Origin of the sequence: Paenibacillus sp. GM2FR (assembly GCF_002803325.1) — a bacterium.
Classification (GTDB): Bacteria; Bacillota; Bacilli; order Paenibacillales; family Paenibacillaceae; genus Paenibacillus_AQ; species Paenibacillus_AQ lautus.
Genome location: NZ_MKZM01000008.1, coordinates 3,349,616 through 3,365,808, shown reverse-complemented (window position 1 = coordinate 3,365,808; position 16,193 = coordinate 3,349,616). Strand labels below are relative to the sequence as shown.

24 protein-coding genes are annotated in these 16,193 nt (G+C 47.8%); 20 read left to right on the top strand and 4 right to left on the bottom strand.

The annotated features are described in order from the left end of the window. The first annotated feature begins 2 nt into the window (after positions 1-2). The 4 genes from PAEVO_RS15205 to PAEVO_RS15190 are packed head-to-tail and all read left to right on the top strand — an operon-like array spanning position 3 to position 1,981. Complete coding sequence (locus PAEVO_RS15205) at positions 3-290, top strand: hypothetical protein (protein ID WP_100538292.1); 288 nt, start codon at positions 3-5, stop codon at positions 288-290. Between the two features lie 37 nt (positions 291-327). Next, positions 328-732 carry an RDD family protein gene (locus PAEVO_RS15200; protein WP_100538291.1) on the top strand — a complete coding sequence of 135 codons (405 nt, stop codon included), beginning with the start codon at positions 328-330 and terminating at the stop codon, positions 730-732. A 23-nt stretch (positions 733-755) separates the two neighbouring features. Further along, positions 756-1,313 (top strand): hypothetical protein, encoded by a 558-nt coding sequence (locus PAEVO_RS15195; RefSeq protein WP_243390786.1) that lies wholly within the window; start codon positions 756-758, stop codon positions 1,311-1,313. 2 nt (positions 1,314-1,315) lie between these two features. Further along, positions 1,316-1,981, top strand: a complete 666-nt coding sequence (locus tag PAEVO_RS15190) for an HAD family hydrolase (protein WP_347708131.1) — start codon at positions 1,316-1,318, stop codon at positions 1,979-1,981. Between the two features lie 184 nt (positions 1,982-2,165). Here PAEVO_RS15190 and PAEVO_RS15185 read toward each other — a convergent pair whose 3' ends face one another. Then, positions 2,166-2,798, bottom strand: a complete 633-nt coding sequence (locus tag PAEVO_RS15185; protein WP_243390785.1) for a TetR/AcrR family transcriptional regulator — start codon at positions 2,796-2,798, stop codon at positions 2,166-2,168. Between the two features lie 116 nt (positions 2,799-2,914). Between PAEVO_RS15185 and PAEVO_RS15180 the strand changes: the two genes are divergently transcribed. From PAEVO_RS15180 to PAEVO_RS15165, 4 genes are all read left to right on the top strand, one after another. Next, entirely contained in the window at positions 2,915-3,349 is a 435-nt protein-coding gene (locus PAEVO_RS15180) for a DUF6526 family protein (RefSeq protein ID WP_100538288.1), read from the top strand. 35 nt (positions 3,350-3,384) lie between these two features. Further along, on the top strand, positions 3,385-3,882 hold the full coding sequence (locus PAEVO_RS15175) for a DUF6022 family protein (protein ID WP_100538287.1): 498 nt from the start codon (positions 3,385-3,387) through the stop codon (positions 3,880-3,882). Next, positions 3,875-4,267 (top strand): DUF6220 domain-containing protein, encoded by a 393-nt coding sequence (locus PAEVO_RS15170; RefSeq protein ID WP_100538286.1) that lies wholly within the window; start codon positions 3,875-3,877, stop codon positions 4,265-4,267. The genes PAEVO_RS15175 and PAEVO_RS15170 overlap by 8 nt, the downstream gene beginning before the upstream one ends. Positions 4,268-4,421: 154 nt before the next feature. After that, entirely contained in the window at positions 4,422-5,303 is an 882-nt protein-coding gene (locus PAEVO_RS15165) for an HAD family hydrolase (RefSeq protein ID WP_100538285.1), read from the top strand. Between the two features lie 18 nt (positions 5,304-5,321). On the opposite strand, the gene PAEVO_RS15160 is transcribed toward PAEVO_RS15165, so the two are convergent. Continuing rightward, positions 5,322-6,188, bottom strand: a complete 867-nt coding sequence (locus PAEVO_RS15160; RefSeq protein WP_100538284.1) for a LysR family transcriptional regulator — start codon at positions 6,186-6,188, stop codon at positions 5,322-5,324. Between the two features lie 148 nt (positions 6,189-6,336). Between PAEVO_RS15160 and PAEVO_RS15155 the strand changes: the two genes are divergently transcribed. From PAEVO_RS15155 to PAEVO_RS15105, 11 genes are all read left to right on the top strand, one after another. Then, positions 6,337-6,684, top strand: coding sequence for a DMT family transporter (locus PAEVO_RS15155; protein WP_100538283.1), 348 nt, complete (start codon positions 6,337-6,339; stop codon positions 6,682-6,684). Beyond that, positions 6,684-6,998, top strand: coding sequence for a DMT family transporter (locus PAEVO_RS15150; protein WP_100538282.1), 315 nt, complete (start codon positions 6,684-6,686; stop codon positions 6,996-6,998). The genes PAEVO_RS15155 and PAEVO_RS15150 overlap by 1 nt, the downstream gene beginning before the upstream one ends. A 140-nt stretch (positions 6,999-7,138) precedes the next feature. Further along, positions 7,139-8,833 carry a M3 family oligoendopeptidase gene (locus tag PAEVO_RS15145; protein ID WP_100538281.1) on the top strand — a complete coding sequence of 565 codons (1,695 nt, stop codon included), beginning with the start codon at positions 7,139-7,141 and terminating at the stop codon, positions 8,831-8,833. 135 nt (positions 8,834-8,968) lie between these two features. Next, complete coding sequence (locus PAEVO_RS15140; RefSeq protein ID WP_100538280.1) at positions 8,969-9,850, top strand: GNAT family N-acetyltransferase; 882 nt, start codon at positions 8,969-8,971, stop codon at positions 9,848-9,850. 40 nt (positions 9,851-9,890) lie between these two features. Further along, positions 9,891-10,289 (top strand): NUDIX hydrolase, encoded by a 399-nt coding sequence (locus PAEVO_RS15135; RefSeq protein ID WP_243390784.1) that lies wholly within the window; start codon positions 9,891-9,893, stop codon positions 10,287-10,289. Between the two features lie 195 nt (positions 10,290-10,484). Beyond that, positions 10,485-11,117: a histidine phosphatase family protein gene (locus PAEVO_RS15130; protein ID WP_100538279.1), complete on the top strand. Its 633-nt coding sequence runs from the start codon at positions 10,485-10,487 to the stop codon at positions 11,115-11,117. A gap of 55 nt (positions 11,118-11,172) precedes the next feature. After that, positions 11,173-11,394 (top strand): hypothetical protein, encoded by a 222-nt coding sequence (locus tag PAEVO_RS15125; protein WP_243390783.1) that lies wholly within the window; start codon positions 11,173-11,175, stop codon positions 11,392-11,394. 15 nt (positions 11,395-11,409) lie between these two features. Continuing rightward, complete coding sequence (locus PAEVO_RS15120) at positions 11,410-12,108, top strand: cyanophycinase (RefSeq protein WP_100538278.1); 699 nt, start codon at positions 11,410-11,412, stop codon at positions 12,106-12,108. A gap of 443 nt (positions 12,109-12,551) precedes the next feature. Next, positions 12,552-12,905, top strand: coding sequence for a DUF952 domain-containing protein (locus PAEVO_RS15115; protein ID WP_100538277.1), 354 nt, complete (start codon positions 12,552-12,554; stop codon positions 12,903-12,905). Between the two features lie 42 nt (positions 12,906-12,947). Further along, positions 12,948-13,235 carry an antibiotic biosynthesis monooxygenase family protein gene (locus PAEVO_RS15110; RefSeq protein WP_100538276.1) on the top strand — a complete coding sequence of 96 codons (288 nt, stop codon included), beginning with the start codon at positions 12,948-12,950 and terminating at the stop codon, positions 13,233-13,235. Between the two features lie 30 nt (positions 13,236-13,265). Further along, a complete protein-coding gene (locus PAEVO_RS15105; protein ID WP_100538275.1) occupies positions 13,266-14,183 on the top strand; it encodes a phosphotransferase family protein in 918 nt (305 codons plus the stop codon). 26 nt (positions 14,184-14,209) lie between these two features. On the opposite strand, the gene PAEVO_RS15100 is transcribed toward PAEVO_RS15105, so the two are convergent. Together PAEVO_RS15100 and clpP are read right to left on the bottom strand one after the other, a co-directional pair. After that, positions 14,210-14,422: a hypothetical protein gene (locus tag PAEVO_RS15100; RefSeq protein WP_100538274.1), complete on the bottom strand. Its 213-nt coding sequence runs from the start codon at positions 14,420-14,422 to the stop codon at positions 14,210-14,212. A 70-nt stretch (positions 14,423-14,492) separates the two neighbouring features. Then, on the bottom strand, positions 14,493-15,089 hold the full coding sequence (clpP, locus tag PAEVO_RS15095; protein ID WP_015736473.1) for an ATP-dependent Clp endopeptidase proteolytic subunit ClpP: 597 nt from the start codon (positions 15,087-15,089) through the stop codon (positions 14,493-14,495). Between the two features lie 163 nt (positions 15,090-15,252). On the opposite strand from clpP, the gene PAEVO_RS15090 reads away from it, so the two are divergent. Beyond that, positions 15,253-15,987 carry an RNA polymerase sigma factor gene (locus PAEVO_RS15090; protein WP_100538273.1) on the top strand — a complete coding sequence of 245 codons (735 nt, stop codon included), beginning with the start codon at positions 15,253-15,255 and terminating at the stop codon, positions 15,985-15,987. The last annotated feature ends 206 nt before the right edge of the window (positions 15,988-16,193 follow it).

Sequence of the window (16,193 nt, the reverse complement as noted above, 5' to 3'; positions counted from 1 at the left end):
CTATGAACCATAAAACGATGGGTATTATTTTTATCTGTATTTCGGCTTTTTTGTACGGTATCCGGTATTTAACAGCTGCGATTGTGGGGATATACAGCCCCAGGACGTTTGAAGACTTGTTATCGGAAATAGGAAAAGGGCCGTGGATATTCAGCATCATCAGTTTGATTATTGGTATCTTATGCATCATCGTCCCCATCATTCGTAAATGGCTAAAGGATGACCTGAACAAGATCAAGCATAACTGGGAGGAGATTGACCAGCCAGACAACGCCGATAGGAGTCCATAATTGAATGTTATTTTGATTTTTTAAGGGGGTATATTGAGTGGGGGAAAACCAAGTTGCCGGCTTTTGGATCCGCCTAGGCGCCAATCTTCTGGACGGTCTAATTATTGCTCTTCCTTTATCCATCATTGCAGGAATTATCACGGGAAACTTTGAGAATGAGCGGATTTCCGATTTGATTTACGGTCTGTATGCTATGCTGGTGCCCGTGTATTGGAATGGTTATACGATTGGCAAGCGCATATGCGGCATCCGCATTCGCAAATTCGATTTTCTTGAGCCGCCGGGCATTGGAACAATGCTGCTCCGCAACCTCGTAGCCGGAATTGTGTATGCACTGACGTTTGGAATTGGACTCATTGTGAGCATATTTATGGTTGCGATGCGCGAAGATAAGCGTTCCCTGCACGATTTTATCGCCGGTACGGAAGTTGTACATGATTAGGAGATGAAGGAGTTTACGAGTATATGCGAATAAGTATCAGCAAAAGGCTGATCTTCACCATGATTGTTATAATGATGTTGATTGCTGGGAGCCATGGGCCTAGAAGCAATGATTCCTATGAGGTACAAAATGCGACGGAAGAAGAACGTATACTCCATGAGATCGACTATTTGCAAATCCACTACACGCAGCTTTTATACACCAAGACCTCTCCGGAATTTACCTGGGAGTACCGTTCGATTGAGTGCCTTGACCCGGTCATTCAACAGCTTTATGATGACGGCATAAATATGGCTCCCGGCGGGTGGGTGCTTAAGGAAACGGATCAGGAAATTTATTTGTTGGTCAGCGGTGGGCAGCTTCCGTCTGCCCGAGGTTTCCGGATTGCGTCCATGAAGATGGCTAGCGGACAGCTAGAGAATGAAAAGAATCACTTATACATCACTTTAGCATCCCAACAGGATGAAGGGACGGAGGGTTACCCTGGTCAGGCAAGCGTCACATCCTTGATCAGCATACCCAAATCTGGATTGCCTGACGGGGCAGCAATTCAAGGCATTTCTATGACTGGAGTTGATTAGATATCGCGTTTACGATAAAAGGCATTGTCTTTGATATGGATAATACGCTGCTGCATTCCAGCATTGATTTTGGTGCAATGAAGAGGGACATCTACGCCTTTTTATGCCTTCACAGAATCTTGCCCCAAGGTCTGGCCATGGACACCCACACCACCTCAACCATCATTGCTGAAGCCTTGAATACAGGGCTGCTGTCGGAAGATCTTCGTCACGCGATGTGGGATATTGCCAAGGAACATGAGATGAGGGGGATGATGGGTGCGGTTCTTGAAGCGGGAGCAAGCGAGCTTGTTCAGCAATTGCATGGGCAGCTGCATCTGGCCATTGTGACGAATAATGCGGTGGAAGCAGCGATGGCCGCACTGGAAGAGAACAAGATTGCGCATTATTTTGATCTCATTATTGGCAGGGAGGCCATGGGATTGTTAAAGCCGGCACCCGATGGTTATATGGAGGTGCTGAAGCATTTCCCTCATACATCGCCGGAGGAATGGTTATCTGTCGGAGATGCCTGGGTGGATGGTAAGGGCTCCGAGAGCGCCGGAATTTCATTTATCGCCTATCGCGGGGACATCGCGAGAATGAACAGCATGGGTGTTTTTCCGTTTGCCGAGATTCAGCATATACAAGAAGTTATAGGTTATCTTCAGCCGCGAGGAAAGGATTGAGGTCATCCGCAGGGCTGGCATTCTGTCGGGAATGTTGGCCGAGGCTACGTGATGAGTTCTTAATTTATTTGTCTGCGTCACCCTATTCTCGCTGTACAGCTTCATGTTTCCACCTGAGGCAGGGAGTCCCTTACAGGGACTCTGGTATGCGGCGATTCTTCTGTTACCACCCGTTGCTCTCCGGTCATTTATTCCCCATCCCTAGAAACAATGTATCCAACACCGAATATACAAACTCATTCTGTTCTTCATCAGATAAGGGGCGGCCTAGAAAGTTTAATTGAAATGCATATTGGAAGCAGCTTCCAAGCAGCATGTCCGCAGCGGATCTCGGTTTAACATGCTCCGATACTCTCCCAAGTCGCTGCTCCTCCAGCAAATAGGATTCAACTGCTTCATTTGCCCGGTGGGGGCCTTCATTCCGAGTGGTGAAACCTTCCCTGTGTTGTGCTAACAGTCCTGGCTCAGAGAAGATGGAACTGATCAGAGGCATGGATTGATAGTAATCCGATAAGCCCGCACGAGCCACTTTTTCCAGATTGCTGCGTACTGTATCTTTTCCGATAAGATCTCTGAGAGATATGAGTGTCTGCATAAAATTTTGTAATTGTCCGCGTAAAATGTGAAGGTACAGATCGTCTTTGCTCTTAAAATGATTGTACAGCGAGCCTTCTGAACACCCGGCGGTTCTGGCAATTTCTTTCGTTGTTGCTTTGGCCAATCCATTTGTGCGAATGACCAGCTCCGCTGCATCGGCGATCTTGCTCTTTAAATCCAAAATAATCCCCTCGCTCTGTTGACTTCGTAATGGTTCCACTTGTATTATGAGTGTGCACTCACTCAAAGTCAAGGCATTCACCTTGGATGAGTTGGGAAACGTGATAACTAATAATGAGTGTGTGCTCACTCACAATAAAAAAAGGAGGTATTCCTATGAAAAATCAATCCTACAGCAACCATGAAAGACATGTGCCTGCATTTCATTTTTTTCTTGTGCCGCTTAGCTTTGCTATGGTCGCCGCAGCATTCGTTTATCTGTTTGTGACGAATATGCGTGGAATATCGTTATTTACGTCATTGCTTCTCATACTCATGTCATTTTCGGTGGTTATGACCTTATTTCTCATCCGGCAATTCGTTTGTAAGGTGCAAGATCGCGTAATTCGAGCAGAAGAGAACCTAAGGCATTTTGTAACGACAGGGAGGCTCCTGGATCCAAATCTGACAATAGAACAAATCATTGCACTTCGATTCGCTTCGGATGATGAGTTTCTAATGCTGTGTGAGAAAGCTGTTAACGAAAACTTATCATCCAAAAATATCAAGCTTGCTATCCGGAACTGGAGATCTGATCATCATCGAGTATAACTCACATATCCAAATTAAAAGGTGGAGGATAGAATATGATCTTAACAGAGCGTTTAAACGTATCCATGATGAAGGCATTGGCTCATTACTGCCAGAGATATATGGATGATCAGTGGCAGAATGTATGGGAAGAGAACCAGAACGAGCTTGAGCATATTTTTCAAAATAAAGGAGATTACGCTTATGGACTCTTTTGTTCCAAGCTATTCCGTCCATTGGAAGCAGAAGTATACAGTGCAGGTTTAACCCCTAAACCCGTAATGCCGGGTACCTTTCCACAATCTGAGGAGCTTTGGGGGCCGTGGGAAGAGAGGGAAAGGCGATTTTGGAGTGTGATTCACTATGATAATGGAAGGGCAATAGGTACCTTAATCACGCGTTTTTTTCACGACCATACTACTTTTCGTATTCCTATCGTGCCGCAAATATATGCCATTCCTCAAACCGACGTAACAGCAATAAAAGAGGTGATTTCTCATTGGCAACCGGAAGCATGGGGATCTATAGGTTGGGGAGATGAGAGGTATGAATAACATAAACTTGGTTCGAGTTTCCCGTGCTTCGTTTATCGTGCTCACTTTGATATTCAGTGTTAGTGTTGCGCTTCAAGTTCTTATCGCCGGAATGGCACTGTTTGTGGATCCAGGAAGTTGGGCAGCCCATGTTAGCTTTGCGAGATATTTTGCCTTTGTACCACTCATCATGGCAATCATGGCATGGATAGGAGGACTTTCCCGACGATTACTTCGGAAAAGCATAGGTTTATTCGGTATGGTGATCGGGATGTTCTTAACAGCGGTATTCTCGTCTCAGATCGGATTTCTATCTGCACTCCACCCGGTCATTGCTTTAATGTTGTTTTGGGGTAGTGTTGACATTATTCGATCAGGTAAAGGATCTAAAATAGATGGGGATTGAAGCGAAATAAGCAATTAACCTTTACCATCTCTATCATAGAAGTTGTATAATCATGGAAGACGTCTCATTCATAATAATGACCCAGTCTTAGATAGAGCTGCTCTATGGCTGGGTTTTGTCACATACTGGACGGCGAAGGAGGCATTGCTTCTTGATGAAGAAAAGAGCATATATTACGGATCTGGATGGAACGCTTCTGCGATCAGATCAGACACTTTCACCCTATACTAGGGATGTTATCTCGAATGCGCTGGAGCAGGACGTGGTTGTTACGTTTGCCACTGCCCGCGGCAATATTAGCGCTCAAAGCGTTGTATCGGATATCTCGTGGAAATACCCCGTGATTCTTTATAACGGTGCTTTGATATATGACGGGTTGAATCAAAACGTAATGGATGGATATTGGCTGGAGCGGGATATCTCGAATGAAATTATCGACGTTGGGAGGAAGTTTGGCATTACCCCCTTTTATTTCTCGCTCGATAAGGATCAGCGGGAGCGTGTTCTGCATGAGACGCTGCGTAGAGAGGGGGAAATGTCCTTCTACGATAGCCGCCCCCGTGATCCGAGATTCCTGGAAGTGAAGAACCTGAGCTGCCCGCCGGATTACCGGACTTTAGCTCTTACATACATTGGACTACATGAGGAATTGGAGCCGATTCGGCAAGAGGTCACGACATTATACGGCGACGTGATTCATGCGCATATGATGCCGGATTATTACATTCGCAACCACTATTTCCTCGAATTCAGCCATGCCAAAGCAAACAAAAGAGACGGTCTCCGATTATGGTCCGCCCACATGGGGATTGATCTGGAGAACGCGGTGGTGTTCGGCGACCACATCAATGATATCGGCCTGTTCGAGGCCGGAGGCACGCGGATCGCAGTCCGGAACGCGCACGAGAGGATACTGCAGCTGGCTGACCATATTATCGACTCGAATGAGCTTGATGGCGTCGCCCATTATATCGAGCGGCAGATGGAACTATCGCGGAAGAATACCACCATATCCACTCTAGGAGGACAGTTATGACGTTGAAAGTGTAATTATTCATAAACCTTCCGTCTTATCGAAATTAACCTTAACCAGCTCGGCAAAAGCGGAAAATGCCTTGTTCTTGAACCGGTCGTTACGCCTGATCAGGCTTGTCGAGGTGTGCCGGAAGGCTTCCGGGATCGAGAAGCTGCCCATATTCGCAAATTCTCCACTCAAGACGGAGGTGGGGAGCAGCGTAGCGGCAAGGCCTGATTGTACGATGCCTAATTGGGTCTCTAATGATGAGACTTCGATCATATTGGTCAGCGGAATCCCTTGGCTTAACAGCCATCTTTCGAGGATGCTTCGAAACGGGCATCCCGCCGGAGCAACGGCCCATTTGGTCACTGCCAGATCGGGAAAGGGCTGCTCCTTCGATTTGGTCAGCAGTTTGACCTCATCCTCTTCTATATAATCAGCAACCAGCTTCGGCGGAATGTTTCCCGTCACAAATGCCCCGTCAAGCTGATAGTTTAATACTTGGGTAATCAGCTCCGAAGAGCTGCCGGTCAAGAGCGATAGCTTGACGTCCGGGTACATGGTTTGATAGTCCGACAAGGATTTAATGAAATGTCCGCAATGCACCGTATCCACGACGCCAATGGTTAAAGAACCGCTTGGATAAGGCGTTTCCTGTACAGCACGCACCGCTTCTTCAGACAGATTGTGAATAGTACACGCATAGTCCCGGAACGTGCGCCCTTTTTCCGTCAAAGTCACTCCATTGGAGTGTCTGTTGAATAAGGGAACCCCCAGTTCATTCTCAAGCTTTTTGACCCGGGCCGTAACATTGGACTGCACATACCCAAGTTGCTCCGCAGCGCGGGTGATATTCCCTTCATCGGCAATCCTCAGAAATACCTTCAGATCGGTAAGCTCCATCTAAACCATCCTCTCTCTCCTCCAGACATCACTAAAAATGATGACATCATTATTTATTATCATTATACGGTATGCCATTTTTAGATTACAATCACAACTACATCACAAACATTTTATATACAAATAAAGAGTGGAAGGATGTTGGAGGATGAAAAAGGCATGGTGGCTCTTATTGTTGGCGGGAGCACTGGAGGTTGTATGGGTATCCGGTTTGAAGCATTCCGATACCTGGTGGCAGTGGATCATTACCATCGCTTCGATTATATTCAGCTTTAAAGTTTTTCTGGACTCTGCGGCTAAACTTCCCATCGGTACGGTCTATGTGATTTTCACAGGACTCGGGACAGCCGGTACGGTGCTGATGGAGATCCTTGTGTTTGGCGAGCAGGCGAATCCCATCAAGCTGCTGCTGATTGGCATGTTGGCTGCAGGGGTGTTGGGACTCAAACTGGTCACGAAAGACACGGATAATCAGGCGAAGGAGAGTGGTGCGTAATGGAATGGATCGCTCTGATCGCCGCAGGGTTATGTGAAGTGTTGGGTGTGATTGCGTTAAGAAGGGTGAGCCTGACTCGCAGCTTGGGCTCCTACATCTTTTTGGCCTGTTCGCTCGGTTCGAGTTTTCTGCTGCTGACGTACGCGATGGCCTTTATTTCCATGGGAACCGCTTATGCGATTTGGACGGGAATGGGGACGGCCGGCAGTACCTTGCTGGGGATGTTTGCTTTTGGAGAACCGAAGGAAGCACGTCGGATATTTTTCATTGCTTTAATCCTGGCTTCAGCGATTGGCCTTAAGATTATAACGTAGCCCATAGGGGCGTGTAGAATTTCATAGACCTGTGAAGGATATTCTGATTCGCATATAGAATTTAGATATAGTTTGGTGTTTTGAATCCATGCGATCAGACGCCAGGATGCATTTTTTATATGGGAAAGGATAGGTGTCTTATGAAATTCAGCGAATATCGCTATGAACGCCCCGACGTTAAAGCTTTTGAGCAAAAGTTTAAAGAACAGCTTAGCGCCTTCACCTCCGCCAGCACGTATGAGGAGCAGGATGAGGCGATGACCCGCATTAACAAACTCCGTAGTGAGATGGACACCCTGAGTCAACTGGTGTACATCCGTCACTCGATTGATACGAACGACGAGTTCTATAAGGCAGAGCAGGATTTCTTCGACGAGAACGGACCGGTCATCCAGGAATACATAACGGATTATTATCGTGCCCTCGTGGATTCTAAATTCAGAGCCGAGCTTGAGAACAAATGGGGGCGGCAGCTGTTCCAGCTGGCAGAGCTCTCCCTCAAAACATTCAGTCCTGAGATCATTGAGGACTTGCAGCAGGAGAATAAACTGACGACGGAATATTCGAAGCTGATCGCTTCTGCCAAAATTCAGTTCGAAGGTGAAGAGCGTACCTTGTCGCAATTGATTCCTTTCCAGCAATCGACGGACCGCAATATGCGTAAACGTGCAATGGAGGCGTCCAGCGGCTTCATGGCTGAGAACGAAGCAAACTTCGACCGTATCTATGATGATCTGGTTAAAGTAAGAACCAAGATTGCCAAGAAGCTTGGATTTAACAATTACGTAGAGCTTGGTTACGCTCGCATGGCCCGCACGGATTATAACGCGGAGATGGTCGCTAATTTCCGTAACCAGGTGCTGGAGCATATCGTACCTGTTGCATCCAAGCTGAGAGAACGTCAGCAGAAACGAATCGATGTGGACCAATTGCTGTACTACGATGAGAACTTCTCATTTAAATCGGGGAATGCCACACCTAAGGGTGACCCGGATTGGATCGTCAACCATGGTGCGAAGATGTATGAAGAATTGTCTCCGGAAACTCACGAGTTCTTTACCTTCATGCAGGAGAACGGCCTCATGGATCTGGTTGCCAAAAAAGGCAAGCAGAGCGGCGGATACTGCACCTATATTAGCGAGTACGGCGCACCGTTTATTTTCTCCAACTTTAACGGGACTTCCGGCGATATTGATGTGCTGACGCACGAAGCCGGTCATGCGTTCCAAGTGTACGAGAGCAGAGGGTTCGAGGTACCGGAGTATGGATTTCCTACCTATGAGGCGTGCGAAATTCATTCCATGAGCATGGAGTTCTTCACATGGCCGTGGATGGACCGCTTCTTCGAAGACGAGGCGGATAAATACCGCTTCGACCATCTCGCGAGCGGACTCATCTTCATTCCTTACGGGGTCACGGTTGATGAATTCCAGCATTTTGTTTATGAGAATCCGGATGCAACGCCGGCCGAACGCAAACAGGCATGGCGCGAGATCGAACGAAAATATCTGCCGCACCGGAACTATGAAGATAATGCGTATCTGGAACAAGGCGGTTTCTGGCACAAACAAGGTCATATCTTTAATTCACCGTTCTATTATATCGACTATACCTTGGCTCAAATCTGTGCATTCCAGTTCTGGAAAAAGATGCATGAGGATCAATCCGCTGCATGGGCAGATTATCTGCACCTCTGCCGTCAAGGCGGAAGCAAGTCGTTCACCGAATTGGTGAAGGTGGCAGGTCTGATCTCCCCATTCGAGGATGGCTGTGTCACTTCCGTCATTGGCAGCATCGAGGCTTGGCTGGATAGCGTAGATGACGCAGCTCTTTAAACGTAAATAAGCATGGCTAAGACATGCAGGAGAACACGATGAGTACGTTACTCAAGTGTGCTTCCTGCATGTTTTTAATAGAGAGCATCTCTAAATATGCCATACTCACTCATGGCTAATTAGGAGGATTTGACTATGATTACATACAAACCGTTAAGCGAGCTTCCGATTCGGGAAGTATCGGAGCTCTGGAATCACTCATTTGAAGGATACATGGTGAACGCCTCGATGCCGCTGGACCGTTTCATTGCCCGTATCGGAAATGATGGTCTGTGCATGGAGAGATCACTCGCTTGTTACATGGATGGCGTACCGGCCGGCATCGTCATGAACGGCTTTCGGGAGGAAGATGGCGTTAAGATTGCACGTAACGGCGGGACGGCGATAGCCCCCGATTTCCGGGGGAAGGGAATCGGCAAGAACATGATGGAGAAAAACGAAGAGCTGTACGTAGAACAAGGCGTCCGTCGTGCCTATTTAGAGGCGATCAGTACGAATGCGCCAGCGATTCGTCTCTACGAAAGCGTTGGATATCATATCATCGACCGGCTGCTCATCATGACGAATGAACAGCCTCCGGAGCAGCAAGGTGCGAAGAATACTCGTTCACCGTATACGCTGGTCAGAGGCCTAGCTGCGGAGGCTGCCTCCGTAGCCTTCTATCGATCCGGTGAAGTCTGGCAGACAGACGCTTCCAGTATCAAGGATGGCGAATGCGTTATTGTGTATGAAGGAGAAGAACCGGTGGGTTTTGGTTTGTTTAAGCGGGTGTTTGATGCCACAGGTAGTTTGGCAGGCATTACGCTGTTTCGCTGTGAAGCCGCTCCAGGACATCCGGATGCAGAAGCCGTGATGAAGACCGCGGTACTGGAGATGATACAACCCGGTTATGCCTGCAAGCGGTCCGCATTCAACATCCGAGCTTCGCATAAGGAACTGGTGAACGTGCTGAAGGAGCTTGGATTTACGAGCTCGATGGAGCAGGTGCTTATGGTTCATGAATACAGTGCTACATAGGTAGCATGAATATTTGTAAAATTCGAAAGGAATTGCGTGTATGAGAAAAAACAGGGATTTGAGCCTGTACCCGGCCCTCTCGAATGATATCCATTGGGGCGTAGTGAGAGCCAGGTTTGCCTTTGGCGAAGAAATCAATGAATCGAAGGTCAGCAATGTTACCATCCTTCCATTTGACGGGGATCGCTGCATTATTTTTCAGGTAGCGGACGGAAGCTGGGAGCTTCCTGGAGGAACCCTGGAACCCGGGGAGTCCTATATGGATGGACTTAGACGGGAAGTGAGGGAGGAGTTGGGTGCAGAACTTGAGTCGTATCGAATCTTCGGCCAGTTTCGTTGTGAATCCAACAGCAAGACCCCCTATCGGCCGCATATTCCCCATCCTCATTTTGATCGATTGGTAGGTTATGGGGATGTGCGCATCGTCGGAGAGCCCTAAATCCCGAAGATGGCGAGCAGGTCATCGCGGTAGAATCTGTTGATTTGGAGGAAGCCGTTAAGCGATTTGAAGAGACCGGCAGGCAAGATATTGCGGACCTGTACAAGCTGGCTTATGCCATACGGCAAGAAGACCTTTCGATTAAGTTAAACGATGAATGATGAGTTGCACATTAGGTTAGGGAGGGAACGATTGATGAAAGAAACAACCACGATCTATCTCGTGAGACACGGACAGACCGAGTGGAATGTGTTGCACCGTTTTCAAGGACATATGGATTCGCCGCTGACGAAGCTGGGCGTTCAGCAAGCGGAATGGCTCGGCGAAGCCTTGCAGCATGACCCTATCGACCTCATCTACTCAAGTACCAGTAACAGAGCATTCCATACAGCCGAGATTATTAGAGGGGACCGAGATGTGTCGGTTACGGCTTGCGATGAATTCAAAGAAATTAATTTGGGCGTATGGGAGGGACAGATACAGGAACGGATCGGCGAATTATTTCCTCAGCAGCTGGATCATTTCTGGAATCATCCAGAGCTGTTCGGCGTCCCGGGCAGCGAGACTTTTCATGAGGTCAGAGAACGTGCGGTTAACAAGCTTGTCGATATTGTTGCTTCGAATCCAGGCGCCAGTATTTTGCTGGTCACGCATACCGTGGTGGTCAAGCTGTTAATGGCTCATTTTGAAGGGAGAAGCATGGACCGGCTGTGGGATCTGCCATACATCCACCCGACATGCCTGAGCAAGATCGAACTGACCGATGAGGTGCCTTCCATCATTCTGCATGGGGATGTCAGTCATTACAGGGAGGAGCAGGGTGCGTAATGATCGTTCGCTGGTTTGCTGTAGGAGGCCGGCAAATCCCAACAACTTCTAGGATGTGAACAATGCTGTGAGATTCCCTTATAAAATAGGATATGCCGTGACGTTGGTATGGCTGGTTTGGGTTGTATACGGGTATGTGAATTACGATGATATGGCAGACCGCGGCCAGCTTTCCATCGTCCTGCTGAGTGCCGTGATTGGCATGATCCTGCTTCCGATTTATTTTATATCCGTGCTGCTGTTCTATGTTTACAAACGTGGTCCGAAAAAGAAGTAGTAGGGGGGCGTTATCTTGAGGGATCGATATCTATATTTGCTCGGAGGACATTCCTTTCAAGCAGAGGCCAATAGACAATTTATAAAGCAAGCCGGCGGTTCCAACGCTAGAATCGCATTATGCATCATGAACAAACCGGGCTGGGAGGAGTATGTTCCCCTTTTTCAGCAGATGTGGAAAGACTCCGGTGCCCAGGATATGCAGGTGATCGTCCCAGACAATCATGGAAAGCTGGACATGGAACATGTCGAACAGGTGTTGTCACAGGCTACGGGAATATTTATTGGCGGTGGCAACACGGAGAAATACCATCACTATTACGCAACCGGTCCCTTTAAAGAGCTGTTAATCGATCGTTACGAGAAGGGTGTTCCAATTGCGGGGAATTCGGCAGGCGCCTTGATTCTTCCGGAGATCTGCCTCATATCGCCGCTGGATAATGAACAAGGCGTAATGTTGTTTAAGCAAGGGGTAGGGTTATTTTCAAATATATTGATCAGCGTACATTATACGGAGTGGAGCGACCAGTCCAATCTGCTGGAAGGTATGAGAACAAAGAAGGTGAAGCGCGGGATCGGCATCGATGAGCAGGCCTGCGCCGTTTTTATCAATGGACAGCTGGCGTATGCTTTGGGGGAATCCGTCCATGAAGTAATCTTCGAGGATGTTGACCTGGATCAGTATACGATCGTAAAGGGGCTGTCCCATAAGTAGGTAGGTTTACTCACTAAGCGGTAGATTCGTCAGATTAACAAAATGTGTCAAATGAAGAAATGGCGATGCTCAGGATGTTATCCTTGCACCGCCTTTTCTTGCTCTTGCCGCTTTCTTGTGTAGATTATGGGCAGCGAAAGCCATCCGACCTCTAGACTCACTTTCGTCAGTCCTCAATCAGAAACCAAGAAACGGTTTCTTTTCGTATGTCTAACGTATGTTTTCGCACAACGTAGCGGAAAGGACGAAACGATTCCGGACAAGAACAGCGATGGGAGGAACGATTCGTACACGGAGCGTCTCATATCAGGAAAAAAGGGGCATTCCGCCAGATCTCGCTAATGAGAAGGATGCCTTCATGAAAACTATAAGAAAAGAATGGTTTTTTTATCTCAAGTGTGTCAAGATAGTACGAAAAATAAGCGACTGGGGGAACGGACAGCATGATCTATCATATGATTTCTAAGGAAGTCTGGATGGCAGCACGAGAGCATAGATTGTACGAGCCGCCGAGCTTAGAGACGGACCGATTCATCCATTGCTCCACAGAGGAGCAAGTCGGCGGAGTAGCCAATACGTTCTACTCAGGCAGGACGGATCTATTGGTATTAGGTATTCAGGAAGATCAGGTGGATGCGGAGATTGTATACGAGGACTTATATGAGATGAACCAGTTGTACCCGCATATTTATGGAGGGCTGAACCTGAATGCCGTCCAGAAGGTGTATCGTCTTGAGCCGGATGAAGAGGGAGTATTTACTTTTCAGGCTTCTACCGAGCTTGAATATAGAGGATAGAACGCAATATAAATCGTAGCCTTATAACAAGGAGGGAATGCAATGATACTCGAAGTGGCCATGCTGCAGGTGAAACCAGGACTTACGGCAGATTTTGAACGCAATTTCCAAGTCGCCTCAGGAATCATATCCAAGATGAAGGGTTATATCCATCATGAGTTGAAGCGGTGCCTGGAGGATCCGCACAAATACGTTCTATTGGTGAAATGGGAGACGCTGGAGGATCACACGATAGGTTTTAGGGGATCCGCCGAATATCAGGAATGGAAAGAATTACTGCATCACTTTTACGATCCATTTCCCGTCGTTGAACATTTTGAAGATGTATAAATAAAGCAACCGTTAAGGCAGGTGGTGGAGATGAACCTGGAAGATCTTATAACGGAGGTTTACGGCAGTCCGCCGCTAAAGATCGAACGCATGTCATTTGGCCATACCAATCAGGTATACAACGTGACATTTTCAGACGAACAAATCATTCTCAGAACCAATCACAAGCCCGGCGTCCTGAAGCATACAGCGGACAATATTGCGATTCTCTCTTCATTAGGTTTGCCGGTACCGAACGTGATCCGAACGGATGTATCCTTGGAAAAGGTCCCCTTTGCTTATATGATACTGGAGCACTTTCCCGGACGGGACCTCCGATATGAGCTTGAGGGAATGACGCGTGAACAATTAGCTGAACTTGCCCAGCAGATCATTTCCTACCAGCGCAGCGTGTCAGAGCTTCCCAGGGGCAGCGGATTCGGATGGGTTCCGATCGGGGAGCAGGGCCCTTTTTCATCTTGGACACAGATCATAGAACGTGATTTCCGCAGTCATATAGATCATATTATCGATGAAGTTACTCCGGAAACCATTGTCCTATTGCAAAAAATGAAGCAGCGTTACACGCCTTATTTCGACCGAGTGGAGCCTGTCTGTTTCCTTGATGATCTTACGATCAAGAATGTAATTGTAGCTGAAGGCAAGCTTCAGGGCATCGTTGATTTCGACTGGGTCTGTTACGGGGATCCGCTGTACATGATCGCCCTCACCCAGACGGCGGTGGTCTCCGATATTGGAGATCAGGGAATGCCCTACGTGGAGGCGTTATGCAGGCAGTGGGGAGCGAACCGAGAGCAGCGGGCGCTGATTGATTTCTACTCCGTTATTCATGCCCTGCAATTTATCGGCTTTCACCAGAGGGAGCAGAACGATGTCTGCAAACAGCGAATGGTCTCATTCATATTAGACAAAATAAATAGCGATACAGACGAAAACCGCATGAGCTAAGTTGCCCATGCGGTTCTTGTTATCCATCAGGAGGTTGGCGTGAAACCGACCTTCGGTTTGTCTCGTTCCTTGGTATTCACCGAAACGTAACGGATTGCGGTTAACGGTACATACAGCATCTCGTATTCATCCTTGTACCGGATGAATTGCTCGCCTACTTCCTCCAGCGTGCCGCTCCGGACATAGCTTCCATCCGTAAAATAAATGCTCACTTCCTGGTTCAGCAAACTTTTCAGCATACACGGTTCACTCCTTGTGAATAAAATATAGTATCGGGGCTTGCAGTGTTGGACATGATTACGATTAGCGTCATAGTTTAGTGACGATATCGTCAATGATCCCGTATTCCTTCGCTTCTTCTGCCGACATAAAATAATCCCGCTCCATATCCTTTTCGACGCGTTCGACCGATTGCCCTGTCCGCTCGGATATAATGTGCGCCAGCTTCTCGCGGGTTTTCAAGATGCGTTTAGCCGTAATGGCAATATCGGTGGCCTGCCCCTGTACACCACCCAGCGGCTGATGGATCATGATCTCGCTGTTCGGCAGCGCGAGGCGTTTGCCTTTAGCCCCCGCCAGCAGCAGGATCGCGCCGTAAGAAGCGGCGAAGCCCGTGCAGATCGTATTAACTTGAGGTTTGATAATCTGCATGGTATCGTAAATGCCAAAGCCCGCAGAAACAGAGCCGCCCGGACTGTTAATGTACATGTGGATATCCTTCTCAGGATCCTCAGCCGCCAGAAACAGCAGCTGTGCAATAATACTGTTAGCGATGGCGTCATCGATGGCTGCACCCACAAACACGATCCGATCCTTCAGCAATCTGGAATAAATATCGTAAGATCGTTCACCCCGGTTGGTTTGTTCAACAACATAAGGAACAATATTCATGGTTTCATCCTCCATATTCGTTAGGTTTTCTGGTTTCAGCAAGTAAACGAAGAGGCAGCCGCAAAAGATACGGAGAAACCACGAATTAAAATTTTCAACCATCAAAGTAACGAAAAGATACCTTCGTTCGTTTACCTATAAGATATCTTACCGAGATGAGGAAAGGAGTTAGCTTCCGATGACGATATATCGACCGAGCGTCACCCCTCCGGCTGATCTGAGCCTGGAGGAAATGAATGCTACCCTGCACAGATATTGTTTGTCCCTTACAAACTCCTCATGGGATTCCGATGATCTGGTGCAGGACACTTGGATCAAGGCACTGGAGCATATGAAGAACCGGAGCCATGTTAATCCCGAAGCGCTGCTGCTTCGGATTGCCAAGAATACATGGATTGACCGGGTCCGCCGGGATCAGACCTATAGACGAATTCTGGATGAGAAGCTGGAACAAGTTTTGCTTAGGGAAGAAACGTCGAACGAGGACAGCAAACTGAACATCGAGTTCGCTTTTCAATGGCTGCGGGAACACTTGTCGCCCCTGCAGCGAACGGTGCTGCTGCTTCGTGAAGTGTATGAATATTCGGTTTCGGAAACCGCGGTTAAACTGAAAACGACGGAGGGAGCGGTGAAAGCGGCTCTTCATCGTGCTCACAAAGTGCTGCAATCGATGGATCCAGAAGAAGAGGAACTTATCTTGACCATGCCGGAAGAGGAGGAAATGACGCTAAATCTTCGGGCATTGGCTGAGGCTTACCAATCCGGGGATGTTGAAGCGGTCGTAAGACTTATTCAATGGAATAGCAGTGAAGCATCAGCCATCGGTTGCATGGTTCCGATGCAGGTTCAAACCCCGAGCGCAAGTTATATGATGTATGGCGGATATTCGTCCGACATGAGAATGGCCGCGTAAAGGGGAGATTTGACAAGGCTGATCATACACTTACCGGAAAGGCCGGAGCAGATGCTGCTCGGGTCTTTTTTTTACGAAGATTTACAAACCTGAATTGCAAGCAGAAGACATGAAATCTCCGTTCATCATATCGTCATCCAGCGTTTCTGGTTGTATACTATAACCAAGTAGAACCGTTAGGAATGAGGGGTTAGGTTGCAGACCGA

Excerpts from the sequence above, each read along its gene's own strand:
- PAEVO_RS15090 (WP_100538273.1), top strand. The coding sequence starts at position 15,253 with ATGACGATATATCGACCGAGCGTCACCCCTCCGGCTGATCTGAGCCTG.
- PAEVO_RS15130 (WP_100538279.1), top strand. The coding sequence starts at position 10,485 with ATGAAAGAAACAACCACGATCTATCTCGTGAGACACGGACAGACCGAG.
- clpP (WP_015736473.1), bottom strand. The coding sequence starts at position 15,089 with ATGGAGGATGAAACCATGAATATTGTTCCTTATGTTGTTGAACAAACC.
- PAEVO_RS15170 (WP_100538286.1), top strand. The coding sequence starts at position 3,875 with ATGAATAACATAAACTTGGTTCGAGTTTCCCGTGCTTCGTTTATCGTG.
- PAEVO_RS15110 (WP_100538276.1), top strand. The coding sequence starts at position 12,948 with ATGATACTCGAAGTGGCCATGCTGCAGGTGAAACCAGGACTTACGGCA.
- PAEVO_RS15140 (WP_100538280.1), top strand. The coding sequence starts at position 8,969 with ATGATTACATACAAACCGTTAAGCGAGCTTCCGATTCGGGAAGTATCG.
- PAEVO_RS15165 (WP_100538285.1), top strand. The coding sequence starts at position 4,422 with ATGAAGAAAAGAGCATATATTACGGATCTGGATGGAACGCTTCTGCGA.
- PAEVO_RS15155 (WP_100538283.1), top strand. The coding sequence starts at position 6,337 with ATGAAAAAGGCATGGTGGCTCTTATTGTTGGCGGGAGCACTGGAGGTT.
- PAEVO_RS15150 (WP_100538282.1), top strand. The coding sequence starts at position 6,684 with ATGGAATGGATCGCTCTGATCGCCGCAGGGTTATGTGAAGTGTTGGGT.
- PAEVO_RS15115 (WP_100538277.1), top strand. The coding sequence starts at position 12,552 with ATGATCTATCATATGATTTCTAAGGAAGTCTGGATGGCAGCACGAGAG.
- PAEVO_RS15180 (WP_100538288.1), top strand. The coding sequence starts at position 2,915 with ATGAAAAATCAATCCTACAGCAACCATGAAAGACATGTGCCTGCATTT.
- PAEVO_RS15100 (WP_100538274.1), bottom strand. The coding sequence starts at position 14,422 with ATGCTGAAAAGTTTGCTGAACCAGGAAGTGAGCATTTATTTTACGGAT.
- PAEVO_RS15135 (WP_243390784.1), top strand. The coding sequence starts at position 9,891 with ATGAGAAAAAACAGGGATTTGAGCCTGTACCCGGCCCTCTCGAATGAT.
- PAEVO_RS15195 (WP_243390786.1), top strand. The coding sequence starts at position 756 with ATGCGAATAAGTATCAGCAAAAGGCTGATCTTCACCATGATTGTTATA.
- PAEVO_RS15175 (WP_100538287.1), top strand. The coding sequence starts at position 3,385 with ATGATCTTAACAGAGCGTTTAAACGTATCCATGATGAAGGCATTGGCT.
- PAEVO_RS15145 (WP_100538281.1), top strand. The coding sequence starts at position 7,139 with ATGAAATTCAGCGAATATCGCTATGAACGCCCCGACGTTAAAGCTTTT.
- PAEVO_RS15205 (WP_100538292.1), top strand. The coding sequence starts at position 3 with ATGAACCATAAAACGATGGGTATTATTTTTATCTGTATTTCGGCTTTT.
- PAEVO_RS15160 (WP_100538284.1), bottom strand. The coding sequence starts at position 6,188 with ATGGAGCTTACCGATCTGAAGGTATTTCTGAGGATTGCCGATGAAGGG.
- PAEVO_RS15105 (WP_100538275.1), top strand. The coding sequence starts at position 13,266 with ATGAACCTGGAAGATCTTATAACGGAGGTTTACGGCAGTCCGCCGCTA.